Below are 24,240 nucleotides of genomic sequence, written 5' to 3' on the forward strand. Positions count from 1 at the left end.
CTTTCGTGGGTTTTCCTGCCGCGAAACGGCTCACTTGAGTTGCCGCTCAAGTGAGCCAACCTTTCACTCGCTCGGTGTGATAAGACGCCGAGGCTTTCCAAGCTTTACGGTTTCTTCTTCGATCAAGGCCACCACCACCGCGTGTTTTACGCGACGCTGAAAATGCTCCAGCTGGGGCATACGGCCTGTCACCGTCACCTGCAGTACGTCTGAACTGACTGCGTCATAGAGTGCGTGGGGACTTGGAAATAGGCGCAAGCTGGCCAGGTCAGGTTTCTGGTTCAGCTCAACTGCACGAATCAGGGCACGGTTTTCCACCTCCAGGATCGCTACCCGGTACTCAGCGGCCACGAGGCCGGCATGCATAGCTGCCTGAGCGGGATCGCGCAGATCATTGATCGAGTCGCGCGCCTCTTGAGCCTCGACTTTCTTGGCTAATTCCGGCATGCATTCTTCGATCGGACACGCCGCTGCGTTACCAACAAAAGCGGCAATCATTGCAGCCGCCACAAACGCCAGTTTTTTGCTATCCATCACATCGATCTCCCTTGCTTCGCTTCTTCCTGGGTTTGTTCGTTCCCTTGGTGCATTTGCTTTTCCTGAGAGTTGACCTCGTTCATCTGCACCAACATGCGCTCACTACGCTCGCGCAAGTGAGTCGCTTCGGACTTACCCTTATCGTCCTTGTCATGCTCTGCTTGGCGTTGTTGGTGCTGTTTCTGGATCGCATCCATGTGCGGATCACGGGCCAACTTGTCGAGGCCATCCATATCGACGCCCACAACTGCTTTGAATTGCTCGCGCTCTTCGCGCTTGGCTTTGATCCAGGCCTCGGCGTCGTAGCCGAGAATCCGCGCCTGTTTCTTACGGCCGCGGAAATCTTCATCATCGCTATGGGTAGCCATGCGATTTCTCTCCTTCATGTGGTGCGCGTTAGCGCTGTTGGTAGTGTTGGGAGGGGGTCTTGAGGTACTGCTCAGCCGCCGGCACAAGTGTGGTCAGAGATACAACGACACCGATAACCAGGCCGGCGCATAGGTCGAGCAATCGGGCCTTGCCGGCGCGATTGCTCGCGGCGGCAAAGTCGGCCGAGATCAAGCGAAGTGCGTTGTCTTTGTCCTGCTCGAAGTACTTCATTCGTTGGACCAGCACGGCGTTCTTTTCTCTCTCTGCTTCGAATTTGCCTTTCAGCTGATTCCTCTCGGCAAACAGATTTGCCGAGCTCTCACCTACATTGGCCATGGCAAGGTTGATCTTCATGCTCAACTCATCGATCGCGATCTGAGCCGCTTCGTCTTGCACATGGCGTTTGGCGTCAACGATCGAGTCAGCCAGTACCTGCGCGATCGACTCACGCAAGGCCGCCCTGAACTGCATGTCATCTGCCGACCGCAGCAGGCGGTCAGGCAAGGCCCCCAGTTGTTCGCTCAACAGGGAGGCGCTGGCAAGATGGCCAGCAACACCGTCCAGCCTATCGATGAGTTTCACAGACTCTTCCAGGATGCCTGGATAATCGCGATTGCCGCGCAGAAGAACGTGGAGTCGCGTCACTTCATCAACGAGCTCATCAATCGAGCGGATTGCGCCGCCGATGTCACTCATGGCGGCCACCCAGCGAATAGAGCAGGTACGGCGCGATCAACTGCTGTGAGGTAAACGATTTGCCGACCCCGCCCTTGGTCGAAACGACCATCATGCGCAGGCGATCGCGTTGACCGAGGATCTGATCGAGGCGCTTGAACACCACATTGATCATTTCACGCACGGTTTTCGAGCCGGTCACGGCACGCATCAGGCGGGTATTGAGCTTGGCGCGGTCGAGGTCACCAGCCTGCTCGGCCTCGATGATGATGCTGCGCAGGCGATCAGCGATCGCTTCGCGCTCTTCGGAGATCTCCCACTGAGTCAGACCGATGCGCCGACTACGGCCATAGCGTTCGATTCGAGGCATGACAAGGAGCTCGGTGCCGGTCTGCTCAGCCAAATCGAACACTTCGGCAAACGCTTCGCGTAGCGCGAGATCCGTGGTGTCCTGGGTGCGACTGGTGATGTCGTTGAGCAGGATGGCAATCGGGGTTTGCTTATCGAATTCGCGGATCAGCTTGATGGTTTTGAAGGCGTTATCAACATCCTGGCCTTCGTCGCGTACGGGAATCAGAGTCAGGTCGAAGTGCCGCAGTAGCATCTGCTCACCGATGGCCATGATGGTCTTGCTCGCTGTCTCATTGCCACCGATGTCCAGAACGAAGCTGTCCAACCCGCTGCCGTAGATCAGGTGTTCAATTGACGCGCCAGGGTCACTACCAACTGGGAGTTGCAGCGGGCGGATTCGCGATGCAGTGAGCCACGACGAATCGAGGTTCAGATCGTCCATTTCCACCAGGTGAGCAACTGCTGCTGCTTTTGCCATTTTCTCTTCCTTCTTGCTCATGGGTTTTCCCGTTGATTTCTAGAGAAACTTTCGAGGGGTTGCCGCCCGCTCTAAGTCAAGATTTCCTGCAGTTGAACCGCATTCTTCGTTAATGCTCGGTGCTTCTGCTGGTCGCTTATCGAAGGCTTCAGGGGTGTTCTTGCTGATGACTTCAGGGTGTAACTCACGCCCAAAATCAGGATCAGCTCCGGTCGTTCGTACGTTCGCCAGAAACTCTCGGTACTCGCGAGCCAGGAATTTTTGGATGAACTTGCGCAAGCTGTTGTAGCTAACAACGATTCCTGCCCTTTCCAGCATTTCCTGCTGTTGCGTGATCGGTGTTCCTAAGCGCGTTGCTTCGCGGAGGATTTCGATCCTCGGCAGCAAAGCTTTCGTGACGCTTCCCCTTACGTTCTTCTGGCCACTGCCAGATTCAGCGGCGGCCTTCATACGCTCCAGCTCGGCTTTCAATGCCGCCGTTTTGCGATCGGCCTCTTCCTGCTGCATCCGCATCCACTCCAGCTGGTCCTGCTCATCACGGGCGCGTTCGGCGTCTGTGCGTCGGTCAAACATGGCATTCACCTATGGTCGCTGCGTTTGTTTAAAACTGCTTGCTAACTCTACCAAAGGTTCGGCTTCTAGTTGGCGGTTTGTTGCAAACAAGCTGCAAAGGTAGGCCGCTTGTGGCTCATATTAGTTGTAAACTAATGCGAGTCAAGCAAAACTTGCTTAAAGTGATGCGAGATGCTTGTATATATACAGCTTTCGTTAACACATCTGCACCCTTCGGGTGCTTCGCGTCGGCCCGGATCCCGCGCAGTTCGCGGACTCCAAGCCGTAAAGCCAACAAAGCAAAAGCAAGGTACGCCGGCTAAAGTCGTCTACCTGAGAAGCGTTCTCAGAAGGGAAAAGGAAAATGGCGCGGAAAAAGGCTGGGGCAAAGACCTCGACCCAGTACCTGAATGAAGTTGCAGCGGTGCGCTTGGAGCGCCTTTCGGCACGCTTGGACGTTGCTCAAGGCCGCGTACTCGATGCCCTCATGTCCCAGCGTACAGACGAAGAGATCGCGGGCTTCCTAGAGGCGCAGCGCTTCTGCGCCGAGCCGTCTCGTCCGGTACCTGTTCTGCTCGATGGCCCGGTTGTGGCTTCGATTGCAGGCGCAATTACCCAATCCGTTTCTTCCCTTCTGGGCTCTGCTCTTCCTGATCTGCTGTTGCAGGTTCTCGCAAGCCAGGCCGAGCGCCGGCCTGAACTGCTCGCCGGCACCATCGAGCCGATGCTCAATCGACTCGTGCCGATGGTTATGGATCGCCTCATTGCCGAGCAGACAGGCATGGAGATTGAGCGATGAGTCACTACGGGATGAGCAACCAGAAGACCACGGCCGGTAATTTTGCGGCCAAGGCTTCCTACTTCGAAAAGAAGCTGAAGGAGCTCCAGGCCTTACGTGAGAAGCGCATTGATCTCGGCGCAGAGCGTTGCGTGACAGATGAGGTCATGGCTGCCGAACTGGCGAAAGTTGACGCCGAGATCGCCGCTATCGTCAGTCAGGTGGAGGGCGACCAGGGCACAGGGCGAGAGGACTACTACCACAAGTCCGGCAACGACACTTTGGCATCGGGTATTGCAGGCCCGTTGGCCAACAAGCTGGGCCTCGGTGAGCATCCCCAGGACGGTGATTACCTAGCTCTTTTCCGTGGAATCAACCCACGCACCGGAGAGGCGTTCCTTGATGAGAAGCGCCAAAAGGCCATCGACAAGGCTATTCAGGAAGCTGAATCGAAGAAGGCAAACCCGTCCTCGAAAAAGCAGCTCGACGCCGGCGACCTGGAGCGACTGGAGAAGGACGGGCAAGAAAAATCGGCAAAGGATCCTGTTCTCGGCTTCAGCTCGTGTGTGAGCCTGCAGAAGTCCATCAGCATCTACTGGGCACAGGCCGACGACCAAACCCGTCGCGTGATCCAGGAATGCGTGATGGGGGCTGTGAACGATGCGATCGAGCGCGAGCACCGTACTGGCCGGATTCGCGGACGTGAAGGCGCTCAGGGCGCAGAATCTGTAACCGGCGAGTGCGTCACTTTGACATATGCCCATTGCACAGCACGTCGCGCCCCCGGCCAGAACTTCCCTGATCCTCAGCTTCACGTACACCTGGAACGGCCGAATTTCGTTCGCACCGTCGACGGCAAGTTCCTGACCCTCGATGCGGGATGGCTGTACAAGAGCCAGAAGGAGTTTGGTGCAGTCGTCGACGTGGCCTTTTATCAGCGTCTCCGGGCACGCCTCCCCGAGTTGGCTTCTGCGATGGTCGTTGATTGGAGCGGGCATGGCCTGCGTCTCAACGATGCTTCAGTTTCGAAGGAAGTCGTCGCCGAGTTTTCCAAGCGCAGCGAGCAGATCCAGGCAGAGAAGAAGACTATGGCCACCTCTGGCCAAGCTGCAGCTCAGGCTATCGCCGTCCGAAGCCGCGATGCGAAGGACATCGAGCTAGGCGACAGCCTGGATGGTCATTGGCGCGAAGCGATTCCCACTGTCGAGCTGAAGGCATCAACCGCCAAAGATCTCCAGGCACCGAGTCTCGCTGAGCTGCAGCGCATGGTGTTCCGCGGATCCACCGTGATCGATGAATTCGCGATCGATTCCGCGGCCGCGCACCTGACCATTGGCAAAGGTGGCCTTGAAGAAATCGAAGCAACCAAGTCGGAGATTTACAAACAACTCGGCCTCATCGAAATTCCCCAGCAGCCGGACGAAAACGGCCGCATGTCGCCGAAGCGTTACACGACGAAGGAACTCTTCACCCTTGAAGCCGACTGCGTTAAGGCGGTGCATGCTGGTCTCGATGATCCGAGTTGGAATGTTGATCATGCCTTTGTTGACCAGGTGATTGACGACTATGAGAAGGAAAAACAGGCGACCCAGAAGCCAGGCGAAAAGCCTTTTCGGCTCACTCAGGAGCAGCGCCAAGCTGCCTACGATCTGACTGGGCCAGGTCAGTACACATTCTTTAAGGGGGCCGCTGGCGTTGGTAAGTCTTCCACTCTGGCGCCGACCTTCCGCGTATACGCCGAAGTTTTCAAGGCGCAGGGGCGCCGTGTAATTGGCGTTGCGCCTGCAAACAAGCAGGCAACGGAGCTGGCTAAGTCGACCGGTATTCAGGCCCAGACTGTCCATTCACTACTGATCAAGCACCAGAACACGCTTGCCGCGCAGCAGGCTGGGCAGCGTTTCAAACAGCAGGATCGCATCGGACGCGGCGATATCGTCGTGTGCGACGAAGCCGGCATGCTGGACACCTACCAGATGCATAACCTGGTGGTGGCTTGTCACCAGGCAGGCGCCCGCCTGATCTGCGTTGGTGATAGAAACCAGCATGACGCAGTGGAGACCGCCGCATTGTTCGGCCTTCTGCACGACGCTGTTGGGGATCGCTGCGCCAAGATCGAAACGATCGCCCGCCAAGTCGACCAGTTCAGGCCTACTGCTCAGGCCCTTTATGAAGGCAAGGTGAGCGATGCGATCCGCCACATGCAGCGCGATGATCAGCTCAAGGTTTTCGCTGACGGCGTGAACGAAGCGGACGAGTTGGTTGGCGATGTTTTCGCTGACATGAAAGCTGGTCTGCCAGGGAAGGATAGCGTTGTCCGTGAGTTGGACTGGTCCCAGATTCTTGTCCTCACTGATACGAACGAACAGGTACGGGCGCTCAACGACAAAATTCGTGATGCCCGATTCGCTCGTGGTGAATTGAGTGCTGTAGGTAGCGTAAGCATCGAAACCGAGGTGCTGCCCGGCGAGCGATTCACGATCCAGGTTGCGATTGGTGACCGCCTGCTTTTGCGCAAAACGGCCAAGGACTCTCAGAACGAACCGATCTACAACGGGGACCTTGGCACCGTGCTGGGTATCGAGCGAGTCACCCGCGAAGTCGACGGTGAGCGGATCGAGGACATTCTGTTCACGATCACCCGGGACGATGGGAGGACGGTCAAGATCAATGCCAGTGAATACGAGTCGCTGCAGCACGGCTATGCGATGACCGGCCACAAAGCGCAGGGCATGACTGTTATGCAGTCTTACTACCTGCCGTCATCCTACGCTTCTCTGCAGGCTTGGTATGTCGCCTATACCCGCGGAATCCACGGGTGCAAAACGTACCTGAGTGAAGCCAACTGGCTCCCATTCAAGAAGTCGACGGCGGAATTCGTCTACAAAGAGAACGCTCTCGACCTGATGCCTCAGGCTCGCGAAGCTATTCGCGCATCCGTCCATACAGGCCAGCCGTTCAGGCTGACCCCTCAGAAACTTTCCGTCCTCGATCGTCTCCAGGGGGCCTCCCCACTTTTCCAGTTCCCCGGCCAGGCGAAGGAACAGCCCCAAGAACAACCCCGCCAGTCCGTCACCGTCCTGCCGCCCGTAGAGGTTGAGATCGAGCACGCCAAGGCCTTCGGCGCTGAAATCGTCGACCTTCGCATCGACGAACAGACCTGGCCGGCTGATGCCCGCCGCGTTGCCGTTGTAGCTGCAGAAAACCCCGCTCCAGGTGCAGAAGTTGCGCGATGGACAAACCCCGGCTCATCCGCTCCCCCAGAGCAGCGCCGCGACCTTTGCGAAACGCTCCAGGGAATGAAGACCGCCTTATTCACCACGAAGCTGAAACTGATCAAGCCTGAGCCTCAGGAGGCCCGCTATGTCCGAATTGATCCTGTCCGACCTGCCACCCTTGCCGGCCTCGGCCGATACCCCCGTGTTGATGGACGACCTGTCGCCGCCGCCGATGGAGTATCCCGACCCGAATCCCGAGCCGGCGCCGCAGGCCAGCGAGTCGCCGGCAGCCTCGGCCAATTTGACCGCGCCGCCGGCGCCGGTGACGCAGCAAACGAAGAAGCCTTCTCCCGCCCGCTCGGCAACATTAAACGCCCTGCAGGGCGAGCACCCTCAGACTATCTGCGTACGTTGTCCACATGCGATCTGGCAGCAGGTCCCGGAAGGGGACGTGAGGGTGTATTGCCCGATAACACACTCGCTGATCGACAGCCTCTTGGTCGAGTGCGACGGCAGGTTCCTGGTACTGCTTTAGCACGCTCGATGAAATACGACAAAGCATCAGACGCCCGCGAAGTCGCCGCGATGAAACGCGACGTCGACCTGACCAACTACGCTGTTCACCTGGGCATGGAGTACGACAAGAAGGCATCGTACAAAGGACATGCTGTTTTCCGCCACGGCTCAGGGAAATACGACATTTACCAGGCCGCTGATGACAATTGGGTCTGGCATGACCGCCATTCGGGCAAGAGCGGTGACATCTTCAAACTCTATCAGGAAGCCAGTGGCGGCACCTTCATCCAGGCCAAGGACGATGTTCGTGCGTTTCAGGGGGGCGTTCTGCCTTCGCTGGGTAAATCAGCGGAAGAGCAGGCCCGTATTGATCGGGCACGCGAAGAGTCGCGACAGAGGAAGGAGCGCGAGCGCCTAGAGACAATCGCAACCAGCACGGAAAACCACTACCGCACTTTCGGTTTCATGTCTCGCCGTGATAGCTATCTGAGCCAAGAGCGAGGTATCTCGTCCGAAGTGTTGGCCGAAACGCGCTGGCGTACGAGCCGGCATGGCTCCGCCGTGTTTCCTCACATTGATGCTAATGCCAAGTTCTGCGGCTATGAGTACCGCGGCGCTCAGGTTATCAATGGCGAACGACGTGAGTTCAAGGGTTTTACGACAGAAACTGAAAAAGGTGTCTACCTCGCCAACCCGAAATGCGCGAACCCCACCGAAATCCGCTTCAGCGAGGGCGGTGTCGACACCCTGAGCACCTACCAGTTGGCTAGCCCAGAAGAGCGGCAGCGGATCCTGTTCATCGGCACTACTGGCGAACCTGGTCCAAACACTGAGGCGGCAATCATCGCCCTGGCCGAGCGCTATAAAATCCAGCGCTTTTCGCTTGCTTATGATCGCGACCAAGGCGGCGATAGCCTTACGGTGAAGCGTCATGCTCGACTCATCAGCCAGTTCGCTGGTGCGCAGATCGAGGATGTTCGCGAGCGTGTTGGTCTGCAGCTTGGCGAAGATCCCAACGAAGCCCTGAAGCGTATCGAAGCGATGAGCGCCCAGCGAGAAGTGCAGAATTCTGAAACCGTTGCTCTGGCAGAACCGACAACAAGGCCGGTTGCCCAGCCAGAAACCCAACCTTCGTATGCCGAAGATGAAGCAACTTATAGCTACAGGAGATCGATCTAATGTCTCGGGACCATGAAAAATTCCTTTGTCAGATCCAAGCTCTTGGCAAGCAGATGCGTGCTTTAGAGATCTCCAATCTCGCGGTCCAACTTGAACAGCTTCGCGCTTCGCTTACCAACGAAAACGCAGGTCCTTTCGTACTCATGTTAGCTATCGCTCAGCAGGTGTTGCCGATTAAAGAGGCGTACGTCGTTCCCGATCCGCTATCCGATGAGAAATGCTGGGAGGGAAGTGGTGGTTGGCACCTGGTGCTATTTTCGGAAAACGCCCCTGATGAGATCGGCTTACTCAATCTTCGTAATCGCCTTTTCGACGACGGCCCTCGCTCGATAGCCAGTCGATTCGAAGTATTCAGCTACATCAAACATGCTGGGTATCTAGGACAGGCGATGGCCGTCGGCATCCAGATCCCTCTTTTGGAGTTACATCATGACTAAACGCTTGAGCTTCAGCCTAGACCTGAACGCAAATGACCTTGATGCGCTACAGACCGTGCTGGCAAACCCGAGGGCCGTCGCGACGGCTGTTGCACCGAATGATCCGTGGGAGCATGCGCGGATTGTTGATGTGTTGGTGGAAATGGCTGGGACTGTTGCCGTTGCGCTGAAGCCAACAATGGATTGCGAATCGCCAGGTTAAATCACTCCACGCCCTCATGGTTGGGCTATGTCGCGGAAACGTATTTGGGGTGACTTACCTATGCACCGTGCATAGCTCGCCATTTGTGCGGATTGCAGCAGTCAAAGCGGATTTCAGCAGTAGCAGATAGCAAGCGCGCAATCTGCATAGCCTCGCCATGCCATATCAATTCAAAAAACACACCCGATACATGGCTGAGGCTAGCGCACAGGCTTCGTATTAAGCTAATTAACTTAGGCTAAAAGTACTGATGATTTCGCAATCACGACATGTCAGGTAGATACTAATATCTTTCATCTTCAGAGAGTGCTCCAGCGAACCGCATTCTGGGCAGAAAAGATTGTTTTCTCGTTTGGTTGTTTCGTCGCGCGGTAGACGGTGGCTTAGTACATCTCTCCAATATTTACCTGGTGCGATCTTGAACGCCGCGTCTGCTTCACCGAGATAAAAGTCGAAGAATATTTTACTAATTACTGAGCGGGGAGCGTTTCTATCTCTCGAAAACCCGAATACTTCGCGTTTTTTTATAGCGTGCGCCTCTGCAAGGGATAGCATTTTCCCGGGAATAGTATTGGCTGCATGTCTATGGCTAACGTGTTTTTTTTTGTGAAATAGATGGGCGTTGTCAACGGCGTTGGAGGCTAACGTGTAGAGTTGTGATGTGGAATGGGTTTCGAGAAGCTGCATGATAATCGCAGGAGTTTTTGTTTCGGCACCAAAGCTCACATCTAGGATGTTTGCTTTAAGATGTAGGTATTGAATCACCTCCTCCTGAGGTATTTGGAATAGCATTTCTTTTATCTGTGGAGACCAACTGCTTGATATGTTTTCATTAAGGTCTTTGTTTATTGCGCTGTACAGCGCTGTGAGTGTTGAGCGCTTCTGACCGTCTAATGTTACGTTTGATAACCATTGCACATTGAATACGTCAGGGTCTTTGTTTCTGAGTGAGTTTGGTGGTGAGTTAGGGTCGATGATAATTGCTTTGCATTTGCACAGTGATGCTAGTAATTGTTCTGTAAAATTTGCTGTTGGGCTCAGCAGGTAATTTCTATGGCTTTGTGTGATAGGGATTATGTAGTCGAAGCTCTCCGGGGTTTGGCAGCGAAGTAGGCTTATTAGCGTAAGCTTGTGTTTGAAATTTAGGTCTGTATAAGGTATTGGTGTTACTAGTTCGGGGTTGAATTTGTCTTTTATTGTTTTTTGAAACTCGATTTCCCTGCGTGCTTCAGCCTCCTTTCGTTTTAATTGGCATGGTTTGCAATTACAGTGTTTTTTGAATCGCCCAGACTGCGGATCTTCAAAGTGACCGCAGTCTAAGCATTTTATTATATTTTCTTCGGAGGCCCGTTGAGTCTTATTTTTGCGTTTGCTTGACATGGCGCAGTGGCAATAAGGACAAGGCTTTTCGTTTAGTATCAGAGGGGGGAATAGATATATAAGTTGTTTGGCTGTACTAGGAATTCGGAATTCAGCCTGAAGTACGGATATTTTTTCACCAGCAAGATAGCGCGTGTATAGCGTTTCAATCTCTTCCGGATCAAGATGAGCTATTTCTGGCGCTAGGGGCGGAAGGTTTCTCATAAAAGTCCAAATAATATGATTTTAACGAAGACTGGTCGCGGATCCGTATAGCCCGATCCGGTTTCCCTTAGCGTTGCCCAAAAGCTTCTGGCCACGCTCAGATTTTCAGCGCGGAAAAGGGTCGGAAACTCTAGGCTTATGTCATTAGCCTTTAAATCCTGGCAAACCTTGAGATGAGCGCCATTCTTTCACTACTCGCGTAACGTCTTCCGCCGTCCCCGCTGAGCCGTTTTCAGGGTAGTAGATTAAGTCAGTGCCGTCCGGATGCTCTGTAATCTTGCAGAATCGTTCCAAAAGATCATCAAGCACGTCATCAGAGACTGTCTTGTTGGCTACTAATAGCTCTTCCATGTAACCGATGAATTCGGCCTCGGTAAAGTCAGTGATACTGTTCTTCATTTTTTATCTGTCATCCATTTCGGTGAATATCAATGTGTCGTTTCGGCGTGACAACGCTCAGATTGTCCACATCGTAAACGTTTCCGCCCTGAGCCACTTCATCAAGGTGATGCAGCTCGAACGACCCACGTTTCCCGGCTCTGTCTCGATAACGTGCCTTCGGAGCATATCCTTGCTGCATCCGGTCAACGTTATTGTCTGTGAATTGCCCTTTGAGTACAGGGCTTTTGGACACTGCCGTCCACAAGGCCCTCCTGAAACTATCGAAGCTGCCGTAGCTTTCACCTCGTAGTTGATCGGCAATCTCCGTTGGAATAGGTGAACCGAATCCTGTGTTAGCCCCAGCAAGCCATATGCCGGTTATGTCTTGACCTTGGCCTGTCACCGTTCCGGGATCGAGCCGGACATTCATCACAATGTACAGCGGTTGCACACCCGAATCAGCCGGGAACACGAGGATGAAGTCCTTGTATTGAGGCGGGTAGATCGGATTGACGATTATGTTGTCGGCTTGCTCGGTCGGCGGGTAAATCCAAATTTGCGGGGCTTGTGGTGCGCCCTCCAATGGCGGAATACCGGAAGTGCTGGAAGGATCAACCGCGGGTGTCCATATCAACGTGACGCCATCACCAAAGTCGGCCACTTGCTGAGAGCCCTGAATCTTGAACTGGACTACAGGAATCATTTCCCAGTCGCGACGCTTCTGGGTGTTGTAGCCGTAACCTTTTAGGGTGCCGTCAGCTTGTTCCTCTACATGCAGTCGAACTCGGGTACGGCCTTCCTTGAGAGATTTGAGTTGGTCTTCTGTGTACAGGCTGCTATCGCCCAGACTCGATGGCCAAAGTAGTGCGACCACTCCCGCCAAGGCGCCAGCAGCAACCCCAGTGGTAACTACGCCCGCAGTAGCAGTACTCGTACCTGCGCTAACGCCTGCAACAGCAGCCCCAGTGGTGCAGAGACCACCACAGGATGCGCCAGCAGATGCAATAGCAGTTCCACCCAGTAGGAGGGTGCCGAGTGCAGTGGGTAACGTGTTACCGCTTATTTGCTTGAGTTGAATTTTTCCGGCTGCATCAATTTCACGACCGCCCAACAGGGAAAAGTTTCCATACTCCTTAATGGGGTCTGTGGGTATCGATCCACCAGGACTGACGTAGTTGATGGTTCCGTTAGGCAGCTTGCAAGGTTTGGTAAACGTGCAGCCTGCAGCGTTAGTATTTGCCTGAGCTTTGCTCGGTTGGGCTTTGTACTGTGCCCAGTATTGGGCGTGAAGATCGACAGGCTCAGCTTCCGGCTCTCGGTAACCTTTGGGTGGGTTAGGTACATAACCGCTCATGCAGCATCCTTGTTCGTCCTTGGAAAATCCCAGCCTGAGGCAGGGGAACAGTAACCTTACGCAGAAAAGCGGGTACAAGCTTTAGGGCTCTTCCTAAAAACAGTGATGCTTTCGCCTGTTCCATGCTGCTGCCAGAGTACGAATGGTAACCGCTCTAGTACGAGCGTTTGAATGGTGGCATTCTGCAATACGTGCAGTCAGCAACTCCCGTTAGGACGGCCGCTTTTGGTCGATAGCCTTCGGTCGGGGCATCTACTCCTTTTTTCGAGATTCGCAAGGTTCTTGATCGTATGGGCAAAGCGAAATCAAGTATCGAGATGGATCCGAGGCTGCAGTGGCTCGGTCAGATGGCTCTTCGCGATGAATAAAAGATGAGTAATTTTTTCCAAGATCCTGTGTTCAGAAGGAAACTGCATGCGTTCAGTTGTTGGTTGTAGTGTCGTGCTGGCTTTGGCCACGCTCGCTGGTTGTGCTAACTGGGGGGGCGCCGATAAAGGGCCTGTTGTCGTCGACTATTACGCTGGGACGACCGATCTTTCTGGCTATCCCGGTATGGGGATTGGGGCAGGCAATGTGCTTTACGGCAATGCCGGCGCCGCAGACGGTTATCGATATCAGCCTCTTGAAGTACGGCAATGCAATGCGCAGAAATCCGCGTGTGCGTTGGGCATTGTGAACCTTGTCAGTCAGATCCAGATACTTTCGGTCGGCGATACAGTTGCGAAGCTTCGGGTCGACCTTAATTACCAGGTTGGTGCTGAGGGGCGCCGGGAGTGGCCAGAGAACACCTATGTTGAAAAGCTTTCCGTACCTGAGATCATCAACGATAAGGGCACGGTTTCGCGAACTGCTGAGGTTCCCTACGGCGAAGTTCGGCACATTGAACTGCCTTATGGGGTGAGCCTTACACTATGTGTCTCTCCGCCGGGTGTATCGAACATGAATACCAGGCCATGCGCAGGGCAGCTGAAAGTGAAGGATACAGCCGGCGTTCCGGTGTTTTAACTGACGAAAACAGCCCCGACATGTCGGGGCCGAGCCAATAGATGAGCGTGCATTTTCGCGTCCGCGAAATCGAGGGAACGAAGGTATGGGTAAATAGCCGACCAACGGATGCTCTGATCAGTCTGCAAAGCGAGGTGCGCTGAGATATACCCACGCATCAACCTTCTAGTTAATGATCTAAATAGCAAGGAGTGAAAATGCAACAGATCAACCAGGAACGATTAAAGCAAGAAATTGGGGCTGGTTTTAAGCCGCTCGCTCTAGACGTTGGGTTATCAGCTCTTCCATATGATGAGCTAGGCGATCGTGACTTTGAGAATTTAATTTATTGTCTTGTGAATTCGGAGATAACGCTAGGCGAGTATGGGGCTTTTGATAATGTCATCTTAATGCAGGGCGTCGGTGAGAGAGGGCGAGACTGCGTTTTGTACACATCTCAAAAAGTTTCAGGAACAATTCAATGTAAAAAAATGAAAGCAAGGCTTTCTCGCCCAGCGCTAATCAAAGAACTCGTTAAGTTTCTGTTGTTCACTATTCTTGATAAAGATTTGATGCCGAGTGACGCCTGCTTTGAATATCACTGTTACGCATCTGGCGGTTTCAGCGAGCCAGCTCTTAAATTGGCGTCATCATTTACAAGCGAAATAGAACTTGAGATATCTGACGGGCGCCTAGCTGAATATTTAAAACAAGTATCCGACGACTTTGAGTCTTTCAGTGATTTTAGAAATACTCCTCCATTCGATTTAATCAATCAAGCCCTTCGAAAAATTGTTTTCAAAACATTCGATGGGACATCTATCAATGCAAGGCTGGCCCAAAAAAGCAGCGTGCTTTCTTCATTTTTTCAAGTCCATTTAGTAGTCGAGCATGAGGCTGTAAAAAGCTATTTTAGACAGGAGTTCGAAAGCGCTGGGTTAAATTTTCTAACTGATGAAAATTTGAAATCCCTCCACTCTCGCCTTATGTCCACAACAAAAGACTCTAGGGTGGCACTCGGCTCTGTTGATCTTTATGGCTACAATATGGAATTTCTTAAGTACCTAAAGAATGATGGGTTCTCTGAACTCATCAAAAAAACAACTGATTTGCGAACCTTTTTAGATGCCGGTCTGACTAAATATCTGGCGGACAAAATAGGCCGAATGGTGTACAGCGAAATTACCGTTCCGTTTGTATTTGAAGAGGTAGTTCTTCCTTTCACCACAAGCGTGGTAATGCAATACTTACTGCGCCTAGCTCTACCGAAAATATCTGAAGGAGCAATCCCCGAGAAAGCATTTCTCAAGATGTATCCGACAGCTAAAAATAGTCCTGAGGAGGTTTTAAAAATAGTCGCAGAAGATAGTCTCTTGAGCCAAAGAATGGTAGCGAGAGGCGACTACAGTCGCTTTCCTGACCCAGATCCTGATCGAGAGAAGCGTCTATGGTTATTCGAGTCTTTGAGGGCAGGTTGCAGTGTGGAAGACCTTGAGGCGAGGTTTTGGAAGGACATGGAGAAAATTAGGCGAGTAGTCAGCTCAATTTCTTCAGAAATTGCGGAAGAATTTAGCGGAACAAGAACTGTAATAATCAAAGATTCAGCTTTCCTGTCTGATCCGATTGAAATGAAGCGGGTTATTGAGAACATGAAAATATTGAATGAAATTCCAGGCTCAGAGTCCTCTACTGCAAAATCGTAACGATCAAACTGATCTTCAAAAAAGATGGAATCATTCAGTGATAGGAACGCTAATGAGTAACGATCCACAACACATTGAGCTATTGCGAATGGTCGACAACCTGTTAGCAGCGGTGGAGTCGTTAAATGGCTGTTTCGAAGATCATGAGGCTGCAATCGTGGATGGCCGTTTAGCCGCCGCCCGCGCAGTACTGTGCACTTCATCGAATGAAGCTCGCGCCGTAATCGAGCGTCAACGCGCTGGCAGTGAAGTCCGAGAGTCGACGAAGCGCAGTAAACCTTCACAAGCGGAGATGCTACAAACCGCAATTGAAGCCCTCGACTGGCAGGCAGCTAAGCAAATTGCAAGTGGTGATGCTGAAGGAGCGATTCAGTCAGCCGAGAATGCAAGATTGCTGCGCCAGGAGGCTGGCGAGAGAAGCGTTATTGATCGCAGGAATGCGATGAAATTGGTTAGCACCGACTAGTTAAGGAGAGGTTCTATGGATCTTGAGACATGCCTTCGTCAGCTCGTCGACGCAGGTGTAGGTTTTACGGTGAAACATATCAGCCCAAGCGGTGAAGTGACGGCTGAAATTGAGGCTGCGGACGTAGTGCGTTACTGCGAAGATCCCGACGCATTTTGGGGGGCTCGCTATGGAGTGACCCCGCGCCAGTACCGGCTTTGGCATGACAGTAAATATGCGGTCGCTTGCTCCGGTTATACTGTTCGTGACGAACCCTGCAAGGCGATTGTGACCGGTGGATCGCTCGTAGATACGCCTTGCAAATGGGTAGCCCTGCAAGGTCACTATTGTCATGTTCATGAGAATGGGCGTTAGTGACTCTCGACCTGCCTCCTTTCTTCATGCAACAAAGGCACCATTGCATGAGCGTAGGTGCCGCTGATCTCGCGGCAAAACAGCGAGTGCGCGAACTGATGGCGTGTGACTACGCAGAGACCGGACTGTGTTCGTTATGCTGTGAAATTGCACTCCGCTAGACACCTGTTTGTATTCGAGCAGACCAGTAATTTGCGTTCGATCTGACCACCGAATGCATCGGATTGATCAGCACGCTTCGTAGCCATGACCGGCAGAGAACTGCCCATAGGTGCTGGTGGTGACAGGCAGAAATCGACCCGTAGCGGTCATTGGGGAGAGATGCAACGAAATTTGATTTCAGCCTCCCGCATTGAAGATCAGTAGCTAAAATTAATACGCTAGATCCCACTCTCCTGACCCTATGGACGCCAAGTCATGATATCCACACTTGAGCTTCGCCACGTTATTGAATGTGGATTCCAGCCTCTCTCTTGCACCTGCTCAGTCAATCCGGATGGATCATTGATGATCAAGGTGTTCGATCCGACTTCTGGACGGGTCGATCTCCTGGTCACTGCGGTCACGACCAGCGAATTGACGTCAAGCCGAGCCATTGCAAATTTGATTGGTGAGCTTCGCTCTGAAATGGCAGCGCACCAAGCGACGGGCACGGTGGTGTTAGCGAGATAGCGATCTGGATCATAAAAATGGCGCTGCCGAAGAGATCGATAATTAGCGCTGATGCAGTGTAAAAGAATTCAGGAAGGGACAGCACCAGGCCTATTTTTGAGCTTTCTGGATAGGGAAACCCGGCTGGAGCAGGGATGCTATCGCAACAATCAGATCATCCAGAGACCAGGGCTTGTGTAAGTAGATGGTAGAAGGCGGGACTGATGCAGGATCTATCAGATACCCTGAGGTCAGAATCGCCGCAATGGAAGGCCATTTTCCTCTCACCATTTCAATGAATTCTGTACCTTGAATTTGTCCAGGGACACCATGATCGGCAATCACTAGCCTGCATTCGCCATGCGACTGCAAAAGATAGGTCAACGCATCATCAGCGGTTTCAAATGCTGATGCCTTAGCGCCTACCTCCTCGACGATATCTACCATCAGTTCACGGAGCGTCGGATCGTCTTCGACAACGATGATTTCGCCCCGAATCGGTAACAGGCCTTCCCAGTTAACGTACACTTTTTCACCTTCTAAGAAACAAAAGACGTCCACACCTCCCAAACCAGCTCCAGTGTAACCAAAGTTGCAGGATTAGCCTCCAGCCGAAGGACGGTTGCGATCTGTCCTGCCGAGAAGGTTATAGCAGCCGGCTATCCGGCGCTCAATGAAGCAGCAATCGACTTCATTTCTGCCCTTCACCAGCGACTGCAATTGGCCGGTTGCCGTCCTTCGTGACATGCAAAAAAAGGCCAGCATATGTAAATACGCGGTGGTGGCTGCGATCGACTAATACGCAAATCTAGCGATGTCTAGCAAAATTCGCTAGACATCGCGCCTGTCCACCGACCGCTTTTGGCCCATTTCTGCCTGTCGCCACCGTCAGCTTTGGGTTGTGGATTGCGGCCCTTCGTGGCAGGCAGCAATTGGCCACTCTCTGTCGGTCGTCACTACGGCACCTGTTGGTCAAGTCGAATCACAGCGTCAGCTTTTTGTGATCTCCTGAGGCCGCTTTCGGCTGAGCAAAATAACCTTGCCTTGGTCCCACTCTTTCTCCGCATACAAACAGTCTAGGTATCTACCCCATAACTCCAGAGCAGCCTTTTTCTCTGGTAGATAGCTGTATCGATCGTAGTGAATCGATTGAACATCGTTGCGTCCGTGAGATAAAAGCCAGCTACGGATTTCCTTCGTAATTCCAAGTGCAGCCATCAGCGTTTCAGCACTTACCCGAACGTTCGCATAACTGAAATATCGCGTTTTACCGGACCCACTCAAAGCTTTTCCAGCATCACTGAATCGCTTGCCCGCTGTATCCGGACGAATACAACGCCGGCCAATACAAAACGGGCCAGGCCCGATTTTGCTCTCAAACAAAGGCGTCAGAATTTGCTTAATTCTGGCGGTCAGGGGTAACAGGTGATCCCATGCTTGAGTCTTTTGCCCTTTGCCGTCGGTAAGGTGCAGAAGGTCATCGGACGTATCCTCCCAGGTCACACGGAGCAGTTGCTCCATTCGTTGGCCGCCCAAGTAGATTAAACCTTTGCAGATCGCCATCTCTCGGGGAGGCAGGGTATCCAAGTGACGTAAAAGCTCACCCAACTCTTCTGGCGTCAGGGATTCAGTCTGACCGCCGCGTGTATTAGCAAGGGTAGGGACCTTTGTAGCTGGATTGACCCCGATGTCGAAAACTTTCGAATCACTTACATCTCGATCCAAGGAGAGGTGTGCCTTGCTGCCATAGCTGAATGCAGCCTTTAGATATCGGTGGACGCTGGCGGCTGTTGATCGCATGTCAGTATTGGCCGTTTTCGCTTTGTTCCCGATACCACGACCTTTAGGCTTGCGTGCGAGTAGCGCGCTCATTACTAAATGAATGTCTTCGCCGGTGATGGACTTTGCTGGACGCGTCATCAGATCAGGGTGGTGCTGGATTACGTGAGTCTGAAATAGGCGCTCGACTTCTTTCGCCTTGACCTTGCCGCGAGCGGTCAGATCTTTGACGTATGCATTTAGCAGTTCTTCGAAGCTACCTTGTCGGGTCGCAAGCTGCTGCGCGAGCACTACGGCCTGTCGTTGTGTTTTCTCTGCGGCGGCTCTGGCCGCCAAGTACACCTTAACGTCGCCGTGCTCGGAAGCAATCAATGCCATCTCTGCCGCTTTGTCGCGTAGCTCAGACAGCGCCAGTCCCGGCGCTCTGGCGCTCAAGCGATACTGGCCCAGAGAGATCATCGTGTCCTTTGAGTTGAGCCGGTAGCGGAAGTAGGCGCTGATCGCACCATTTTGGCTACGCTTGAACAAAAGGCTACCCCGGGAACGGCCAGGCAAACTTTCCGTCAACTTGGATGCTGGCGGCATACCCTTGAGCTTTTGATCGTTCACACTTTTGTCAGCAGTGTTGATAGCCAATTCTAGTCCCCACTTCGGTCCCCACTTCTCATGATGCAGAACGCTACAAGGAGAAACCTCAAGACACAAGCAGAATAGGTAGGCCTTTTAAAAACAGAGATTTGGGATGTTTCAGGAAGCGACCGGAATCAAGCTGACTCACCAAAGCATATGCCTCCTAAGGGGAAGGTTGCAGGTTCGAACCCCGCCTGGGACACCACTTCTTCAACACCGAAAGCCCCGTCGCATTTACCGTGCGACGGGGCTTTTTGCGTTTAACGTCAGCCGACGAATTGTTGTGGCGATCCGCCGGATCTGTGCCTTAATTTCCGACTCCCAAGGGAGGACAGCCATGGTGCGACGTCGGGGTGCCCAGTACTGGTTTTGGACCAACAGCCGTTTAGCGTTGCACAGCCATGAAGAGGTGTTGAGCGACGGCTTGCAGATCGAGGTGCAGGCGCGGATCAACACAAGCGGCGTGACACAGGTGTTCGTCGGGGTTTATCTGCCGGACGGGCGGGCGGTCAGTGAAGAGTTTCACGATCATGAAACCCAGGAGTCCTGCGAGCTGGCCTTGAAGTGGGGCACCCGGCGGGCGCGGGAGATCGTTGTCGACTATCAGGGCTTCACCGCGCCGCACCGTGTGCAATGCGTTTTAAGTACGGTGGCGACTGACCCTCTGGCGCTGGCCCTGCGCCGGATGGACATGAGCGAAACCGAGCGGCTCAAGCTCAGGGCTGCCGACGCCTGGTCGGAATACCTGGAAGCCAAAGCCGTCGTGCTTGAGTTGATGCGCCGCACGCGCGTCGATCCCGGCCTCTGGGCCGAGAGCAAGGCGCGTTTGCAGCAGGCGATCGATCGCCGGGTCTGCGTGCAGCGCGCTTATCTGTGCTGAGTGCTGTTATAGCAACTCCGAGCGGCGCAGCGCCTCGATGGTTTCAATCAGATCGTCGTACGCCACGGGTTTGCCCAAGTGCTGATCGAAGCCGGCTTCACGGGACTTCTGCATATCGCTCTGAGTGCCATAACCGGTGAGCGCGATCGCCGGTACGTTTTTCACCAGCGGCAACTTACGCAGTGCAGCCATCAGTTCATAACCGCTCATGACCGGCATGCCAAGGTCGGAAATGATCAGATCGAAGCGCGTTCCCTCGGCAGCTTTCAGGGCGGCCACGGGGTGGTCGAACGCGGTCACCTCGGCATCTTCCATTTCCAGCAGCATCTTCAAGGTCTCGAGCACTTGCGGCGAGTCATCAACCAGCAGAATGCTCAAGCCCACCAGCTTGCCCGACTCCGGTTCTGCCGGCGGCTGCTCAGCGGTTTCTACGGTTTCGGTTGCCAGCGGCAGGCATACGGTGAACGTGCATCCGGCGCCCAGCCCCGGTGAGGCGACCCGTACCGTGCCGTGTTGCGCCTCGGTCAGTTGCCGTACCAGCGACAAGCCAATGCCGAGCCCTTCGCGTTGATGATTGGTGTGCTGCTTTTCCGCCTGGCCGAACAGGTCGAACACGTGTTCGAGGTTTTCTGCGGCAATGCCGACGCCGTTGTCCTTGACGTTGAGTTGAGCCATTTGCCCGCTCTTGCTGGCAATCAATTCGATGCGCCCGGTCGGTGGGGTGAATTTCAGCGCGTTGTTCACCAGATTCCAGATGATTTGCTCAACACGGGTAGGATCGGCATGGATGAACAGCGACTCTTCCGGCAGTTGCAGGTCGATGTGCGTTGCATGCTGCTCATTCAGCACAACCGTGTGGATGTCACGCAGTACGGTGCTGAGGTCGACTCGCGTCAATTGCAGCTTGAGCTTGCCGGTGCGTACGCGAGCCACGTCGAGCAAATCGTCGATAATCCGCGCTTGGCTGTTCACAGCATCGCAAATGGTGTTGACGGCTTTGGTCGCCGGGCCAGCAGTGCGGATCATCGGCAGGCGGCGAAGCAGTTCGGCATTGAGCTGAATCAGGTTCAACGGATGCTTGAGTTCGTGGGACATGACTGCAAAGAATTCGTCGCGCAGCGATACCGTGTTGCGTGTCTGGGCCAGTTCCTGGCTTTGCTCGTCCTGCGTGCGTTTATGCCCGGTCAGGTCGCGAGCGATCTTCACATAACCCTGCAGATGATCGCCGCTGAGCAACGTGACTTCGCCGCTGCAGAAAAACCGGCTGCCATCCTTGCGAACGTGCCAGCGCTCGTCCTGGGCGCGCCCGTGCAGACGAGCCGTCGCCAGTTCGTTTTCGGCCATACCGGCGTTGCGGTCTTCGCCGGTAAAAATGAAATCGTAGAACTGCCCCTCGGCCTCGCTCTTCGGGTGACCGAAGATCAGTTCGGCACCCTTGTTCCAACTGGTGATCACACCCATTTCATCGAGAATGATGATTGCGTAATCGCGGGTGCTTTCGGCGACCAGACGCATGCGTTCTTCGCCCAGGCGCAGCTCTTCCTCGGCTTCGCGGCGCTTGCTGATGTCGATGAAGGTCAGCACCGTGCCGTCGATATGGTCTTCGCTGGAGCGGTAAGGCAATAGACGGGCGATGTACCAGCGATTATCGGTGCTGTTGACCTCGCGTTCGATCATGTTCAACGATTCGAACACCTGCGCAGCGTCCTCGGCCATTGCCGGGTAATTCAAGCGATGAGTGATATCAAGCAGCGAACGGCCGGTGTCTACCGGCAGCATGCTGAAGATGTCCGTGGCACGAGGCGTGAACCACTTTATGCGCATGCTGCGATCAACGAATACCGTAGCAATGTCAGTGGAAGCGATCAGATTGGTCAGATAATCGTTGATCTTGTCGGTTTCTTCGACTTTGGTCTTCAGTTCGTAATTGACCGTCAACAGCTCTTCATTGATTGACTGCAACTCTTCCTTGCTGGTCTCCAGCTCTTCGGTGGCCGAGCGCAGTTCTTCGTTGATCGCCTGCATCTCCTCATTGGAAGCCTTGAGCTCTTCGCTGGAGATTTCCGACTGTTCGATGGTGTCCTGCAAATGCAATTTGGTGCGTTGCAGCTCACGTTCGAGGTTGGAGAGCACCTGGCTTTCAGTCTGCAGCACCGTGGTCAGCGCCTGCTCGTGCGCATCGATCTCCGTTTCATCGAAGGTCACCAGCACACACTCGCTGTCGAAGTCGTCGTCCTTGTACGGCTGCGCAATCAGCGTGATGCGGAACTGGCGCTCCTCACGCTTGAGCACCACTTCTCGCGAGCATACGGTGACATTGCTCTGCTGCACCTGGAACAGCGTGGTGCGAATTTCCAGGCGCAGCTCCGGCAGGATCAGCGTCAACAAGTTGCGTGACAGCTCGCCGCCGACATGCCGCAGGAAACGCCCGGCGGCTTCGCTCATGTGCAGGATATCGGCATTGGTGTCGACGATGATGCTCGGCGGGGCGAAGCGTTCTATGGCGCGGCGGTGGATATCGGCAAACGACAGCTTGACGGGCTCGATGGCCTTCGACGGCGGTCGGGAAACGCTGGTGCGCATGTAGCCGCCGCGTGGCATGGTCGGTGTTCTGCGGCTGTTCGGGGTACCGGTCTTGGCACGGAAGATGCGGTTGCGCTTGTCTACTGGCGCGAACAGTTCATGGCAGGCATCGGCACTTTCCGAGGTGCCGAGAAACAGGAAGCCGCCCGGTCGCAGGGCAAAGTGGAACATCTGCAGGATTTCCCGCTGCACCTCGCGATCCAGGTAAATCAGCAGATTGCGGCAAACGATCAGGTCGATCTGCGAGAACGGCGGATCGGACAACAGGCTGTGCTTGGCGAACAGCACTTTCTCGCGGATCTCCTTGCGGATCCGGTAGTGGACATCGTCTTTGACGAAATAATGCCGCAGGCGCGTTGGCGGTACGTCGGTGACAATGGCTTGCGGATAGGTGCCGGCGCGGCCGGTGGTGATCGCCCGTTCGTCGATATCGGTGGCGAACACTTGCAGGTTGGCCTTGCTGCTTTGTACCTGCATCTGATCATCGAGCAGGATCGCCAGGCTGTAGGCTTCCTCGCCGGTCGAGCAGCCGGCCGACCAGACGCGCAGTTCTTCTTTTTCCGACGAGTCGGCAACCGATTGCACCAGTTGCGGCAGCACATCGCGCTCAAGGGCTTCGAAGGCTTCGCGGTCACGGAAGAAGTTGGTCACGCCGATCAGCATATCGCCGAGCAGGGCCTTGGCTTCTTCCGGGGTATTTTGCAGGTAGTCGTAGTAGGCGCTGAGGTCAGACTGGCTGGTGACCTGCATGCGCCGCTCGATGCGGCGCAACACGGTGGCGCGCTTGTAGTGTTTGAAGTCGTGGCCGGTGCTGCTGCGCAGGTACAGCAGGATTTCATGCAGGCGTTGTTCGGCGATTGCCGCCTCGTGTTCGTTGGCAGGCTTCAAGGCTTTCAGGCTCGGATCATTGGCGCTGGGCAGTTTGATGTTCTGAGAGTTGCGCCAGAGCTCCATCAGCTTCTGCGGCATCTCAACCACTGGCACAACCAGATCGACCATGCGCGTCTCGATGGCGGCGCGCGGCATGCCGTCGAACTCGGCGTCTTCCGGCACTTGCACCAGCGTCACGCCGCCCTGTTCCTTGATTCGCGACAAGCCCACCGCACCATCGGAACCGGTGCCTGACAACACCACGCAGAACGCCCGTTCACGGTGCACATCGGCCAGATCGCGAAAGAACAGGTCGATGGCCGTGTGGCGCGCCTGCGGAGAACCGGCCGTGCTGACCCGCAGATAGCCGTCGTTCATCGACAGCGAATGCGCTGGCGAGATCACGTACACGCAATTCTTTTCGATCGGCACCGGCTGCGTCACTTGCAGCACCGGCATGCGCGTCGACTCCTGAATGATCTTGTCGGCGATGCTCTGATGATCGGGCGACAGGTGCAGAATGATCACAAAGGCCATGCCGGTGTCCTTGGGCATGTGCTCGAAAAACAGCTTGATCGCTTTCAGGCCGCCCGCCGAGGCGCCGATGCCCACCACCGGAAAATTCAGGTGGCTGGGTGTCACATCCTTGCTCTCGGGCGCAGAGGGCGAGGCAGGGGTTTTCGAGGTCATGGCATTGGCCTTTTTTTGTGGCGGTACAAGCGTATCGCAGAC

At 54.4% G+C, this 24,240-nt stretch carries 21 protein-coding genes; 10 read left to right on the forward strand and 11 right to left on the reverse strand.

The annotated features are described in order from the left end of the window. Window positions 1-63 precede the first annotated feature (63 nt). The 5 genes from CXF97_RS03150 to CXF97_RS03170 are packed head-to-tail and all read right to left on the reverse strand — an operon-like array spanning window position 64 to window position 2,983. A complete protein-coding gene (locus tag CXF97_RS03150; RefSeq protein ID WP_101155991.1) occupies window positions 64-534 on the reverse strand; it encodes a hypothetical protein in 471 nt (156 codons plus the stop codon). Next, entirely contained in the window at window positions 534-905 is a 372-nt protein-coding gene (locus CXF97_RS03155) for a hypothetical protein (RefSeq protein WP_101155993.1), read from the reverse strand. The genes CXF97_RS03150 and CXF97_RS03155 overlap by 1 nt, the downstream gene beginning before the upstream one ends. Before the next feature lie 28 nt (window positions 906-933). After that, a complete protein-coding gene (locus CXF97_RS03160) occupies window positions 934-1,602 on the reverse strand; it encodes a hypothetical protein (RefSeq protein ID WP_101155995.1) in 669 nt (222 codons plus the stop codon). After that, the gene (locus CXF97_RS03165; protein WP_101155997.1) at window positions 1,595-2,431 is read right to left on the reverse strand and encodes a hypothetical protein; all 837 of its coding nucleotides are present in this window, start codon (window positions 2,429-2,431) and stop codon (window positions 1,595-1,597) included. Before CXF97_RS03165 ends, CXF97_RS03160 begins: the two co-directional genes overlap by 8 nt. 18 nt (window positions 2,432-2,449) lie before the next feature. Further along, window positions 2,450-2,983 (reverse strand): hypothetical protein, encoded by a 534-nt coding sequence (locus CXF97_RS03170; protein ID WP_101155999.1) that lies wholly within the window; start codon window positions 2,981-2,983, stop codon window positions 2,450-2,452. A 343-nt stretch (window positions 2,984-3,326) separates the two neighbouring features. On the opposite strand from CXF97_RS03170, the gene CXF97_RS03175 reads away from it, so the two are divergent. The 4 genes from CXF97_RS03175 to CXF97_RS03190 are packed head-to-tail and all read left to right on the forward strand — an operon-like array spanning window position 3,327 to window position 9,289. Then, complete coding sequence (locus CXF97_RS03175; RefSeq protein WP_101156001.1) at window positions 3,327-3,761, forward strand: hypothetical protein; 435 nt, start codon at window positions 3,327-3,329, stop codon at window positions 3,759-3,761. Continuing rightward, the gene (gene mobF, locus CXF97_RS03180) at window positions 3,758-8,650 is read left to right on the forward strand and encodes a MobF family relaxase (RefSeq protein WP_101156004.1); all 4,893 of its coding nucleotides are present in this window, start codon (window positions 3,758-3,760) and stop codon (window positions 8,648-8,650) included. Before CXF97_RS03175 ends, mobF begins: the two co-directional genes overlap by 4 nt. Then, entirely contained in the window at window positions 8,650-9,087 is a 438-nt protein-coding gene (locus CXF97_RS03185; RefSeq protein ID WP_101156006.1) for a hypothetical protein, read from the forward strand. The genes mobF and CXF97_RS03185 overlap by 1 nt, the downstream gene beginning before the upstream one ends. Next, the gene (locus tag CXF97_RS03190) at window positions 9,080-9,289 is read left to right on the forward strand and encodes a hypothetical protein (protein ID WP_101156008.1); all 210 of its coding nucleotides are present in this window, start codon (window positions 9,080-9,082) and stop codon (window positions 9,287-9,289) included. Before CXF97_RS03185 ends, CXF97_RS03190 begins: the two co-directional genes overlap by 8 nt. Window positions 9,290-9,517: 228 nt before the next feature. Here the strand turns inward: CXF97_RS03190 and CXF97_RS27915 are convergent, their stop codons facing one another. From CXF97_RS27915 to CXF97_RS03205, 3 genes are all read right to left on the reverse strand, one after another. Then, window positions 9,518-10,873 (reverse strand): hypothetical protein, encoded by a 1,356-nt coding sequence (locus tag CXF97_RS27915; RefSeq protein WP_157830854.1) that lies wholly within the window; start codon window positions 10,871-10,873, stop codon window positions 9,518-9,520. A gap of 144 nt (window positions 10,874-11,017) precedes the next feature. Then, window positions 11,018-11,272 (reverse strand): bacteriocin immunity protein, encoded by a 255-nt coding sequence (locus tag CXF97_RS03200; RefSeq protein ID WP_101156012.1) that lies wholly within the window; start codon window positions 11,270-11,272, stop codon window positions 11,018-11,020. Window positions 11,273-11,282: 10 nt separating this feature from the next. Continuing rightward, a complete protein-coding gene (locus tag CXF97_RS03205) occupies window positions 11,283-12,608 on the reverse strand; it encodes an S-type pyocin domain-containing protein (protein ID WP_101156014.1) in 1,326 nt (441 codons plus the stop codon). A gap of 414 nt (window positions 12,609-13,022) precedes the next feature. Between CXF97_RS03205 and CXF97_RS03210 the strand changes: the two genes are divergently transcribed. From CXF97_RS03210 to CXF97_RS03230, 5 genes are all read left to right on the forward strand, one after another. Continuing rightward, window positions 13,023-13,613 carry a hypothetical protein gene (locus CXF97_RS03210; RefSeq protein WP_101156016.1) on the forward strand — a complete coding sequence of 197 codons (591 nt, stop codon included), beginning with the start codon at window positions 13,023-13,025 and terminating at the stop codon, window positions 13,611-13,613. A 197-nt stretch (window positions 13,614-13,810) separates the two neighbouring features. Then, complete coding sequence (locus tag CXF97_RS03215; RefSeq protein WP_101156018.1) at window positions 13,811-15,295, forward strand: hypothetical protein; 1,485 nt, start codon at window positions 13,811-13,813, stop codon at window positions 15,293-15,295. Between the two features lie 52 nt (window positions 15,296-15,347). Then, entirely contained in the window at window positions 15,348-15,761 is a 414-nt protein-coding gene (locus tag CXF97_RS03220) for a hypothetical protein (RefSeq protein ID WP_101156020.1), read from the forward strand. Window positions 15,762-15,776: 15 nt separating this feature from the next. Continuing rightward, window positions 15,777-16,115: a hypothetical protein gene (locus tag CXF97_RS27920; RefSeq protein ID WP_157830855.1), complete on the forward strand. Its 339-nt coding sequence runs from the start codon at window positions 15,777-15,779 to the stop codon at window positions 16,113-16,115. 417 nt (window positions 16,116-16,532) lie between these two features. Then, window positions 16,533-16,787, forward strand: coding sequence for a DUF1652 domain-containing protein (locus CXF97_RS03230; RefSeq protein ID WP_101156024.1), 255 nt, complete (start codon window positions 16,533-16,535; stop codon window positions 16,785-16,787). 90 nt (window positions 16,788-16,877) lie between these two features. Here CXF97_RS03230 and CXF97_RS03235 read toward each other — a convergent pair whose 3' ends face one another. Both CXF97_RS03235 and CXF97_RS03240 read right to left on the reverse strand, forming a co-directional pair. Then, complete coding sequence (locus CXF97_RS03235; protein ID WP_101156412.1) at window positions 16,878-17,294, reverse strand: response regulator; 417 nt, start codon at window positions 17,292-17,294, stop codon at window positions 16,878-16,880. A 462-nt stretch (window positions 17,295-17,756) separates the two neighbouring features. Beyond that, complete coding sequence (locus tag CXF97_RS03240) at window positions 17,757-19,181, reverse strand: integrase family protein (protein ID WP_101156026.1); 1,425 nt, start codon at window positions 19,179-19,181, stop codon at window positions 17,757-17,759. A 334-nt stretch (window positions 19,182-19,515) separates the two neighbouring features. Here CXF97_RS03240 and CXF97_RS03245 point away from each other — a divergent pair, with 334 nt between their 5' ends. Then, the gene (locus CXF97_RS03245) at window positions 19,516-20,055 is read left to right on the forward strand and encodes a hypothetical protein (protein WP_101156414.1); all 540 of its coding nucleotides are present in this window, start codon (window positions 19,516-19,518) and stop codon (window positions 20,053-20,055) included. Window positions 20,056-20,061: 6 nt separating this feature from the next. On the opposite strand, the gene CXF97_RS03250 is transcribed toward CXF97_RS03245, so the two are convergent. Continuing rightward, window positions 20,062-24,198 carry a CheR family methyltransferase gene (locus CXF97_RS03250; RefSeq protein ID WP_101156028.1) on the reverse strand — a complete coding sequence of 1,379 codons (4,137 nt, stop codon included), beginning with the start codon at window positions 24,196-24,198 and terminating at the stop codon, window positions 20,062-20,064. Window positions 24,199-24,240 lie beyond the last annotated feature (42 nt).

The sequence above is a fragment of the Pseudomonas sp. Choline-02u-1 genome, assembly GCF_002836515.1.
Lineage (GTDB): Bacteria > Pseudomonadota > Gammaproteobacteria > Pseudomonadales > Pseudomonadaceae > Aquipseudomonas.

Excerpts from the sequence above, each read along its gene's own strand:
- CXF97_RS27915 (WP_157830854.1), bottom strand. The coding sequence starts at position 10,873 with ATGAGAAACCTTCCGCCCCTAGCGCCAGAAATAGCTCATCTTGATCCG.
- CXF97_RS03185 (WP_101156006.1), top strand. The coding sequence starts at position 8,650 with ATGTCTCGGGACCATGAAAAATTCCTTTGTCAGATCCAAGCTCTTGGC.
- CXF97_RS27920 (WP_157830855.1), top strand. The coding sequence starts at position 15,777 with ATGGATCTTGAGACATGCCTTCGTCAGCTCGTCGACGCAGGTGTAGGT.
- CXF97_RS03210 (WP_101156016.1), top strand. The coding sequence starts at position 13,023 with ATGCGTTCAGTTGTTGGTTGTAGTGTCGTGCTGGCTTTGGCCACGCTC.
- CXF97_RS03200 (WP_101156012.1), bottom strand. The coding sequence starts at position 11,272 with ATGAAGAACAGTATCACTGACTTTACCGAGGCCGAATTCATCGGTTAC.
- CXF97_RS03160 (WP_101155995.1), bottom strand. The coding sequence starts at position 1,602 with ATGAGTGACATCGGCGGCGCAATCCGCTCGATTGATGAGCTCGTTGAT.
- CXF97_RS03155 (WP_101155993.1), bottom strand. The coding sequence starts at position 905 with ATGGCTACCCATAGCGATGATGAAGATTTCCGCGGCCGTAAGAAACAG.
- CXF97_RS03165 (WP_101155997.1), bottom strand. The coding sequence starts at position 2,431 with ATGAGCAAGAAGGAAGAGAAAATGGCAAAAGCAGCAGCAGTTGCTCAC.
- CXF97_RS03205 (WP_101156014.1), bottom strand. The coding sequence starts at position 12,608 with ATGAGCGGTTATGTACCTAACCCACCCAAAGGTTACCGAGAGCCGGAA.
- CXF97_RS03250 (WP_101156028.1), bottom strand. The coding sequence starts at position 24,198 with ATGACCTCGAAAACCCCTGCCTCGCCCTCTGCGCCCGAGAGCAAGGAT.
- CXF97_RS03175 (WP_101156001.1), top strand. The coding sequence starts at position 3,327 with ATGGCGCGGAAAAAGGCTGGGGCAAAGACCTCGACCCAGTACCTGAAT.
- CXF97_RS03150 (WP_101155991.1), bottom strand. The coding sequence starts at position 534 with ATGGATAGCAAAAAACTGGCGTTTGTGGCGGCTGCAATGATTGCCGCT.
- CXF97_RS03190 (WP_101156008.1), top strand. The coding sequence starts at position 9,080 with ATGACTAAACGCTTGAGCTTCAGCCTAGACCTGAACGCAAATGACCTT.
- CXF97_RS03215 (WP_101156018.1), top strand. The coding sequence starts at position 13,811 with ATGCAACAGATCAACCAGGAACGATTAAAGCAAGAAATTGGGGCTGGT.
- CXF97_RS03230 (WP_101156024.1), top strand. The coding sequence starts at position 16,533 with ATGATATCCACACTTGAGCTTCGCCACGTTATTGAATGTGGATTCCAG.
- CXF97_RS03220 (WP_101156020.1), top strand. The coding sequence starts at position 15,348 with ATGAGTAACGATCCACAACACATTGAGCTATTGCGAATGGTCGACAAC.
- mobF (WP_101156004.1), top strand. The coding sequence starts at position 3,758 with ATGAGTCACTACGGGATGAGCAACCAGAAGACCACGGCCGGTAATTTT.
- CXF97_RS03170 (WP_101155999.1), bottom strand. The coding sequence starts at position 2,983 with ATGTTTGACCGACGCACAGACGCCGAACGCGCCCGTGATGAGCAGGAC.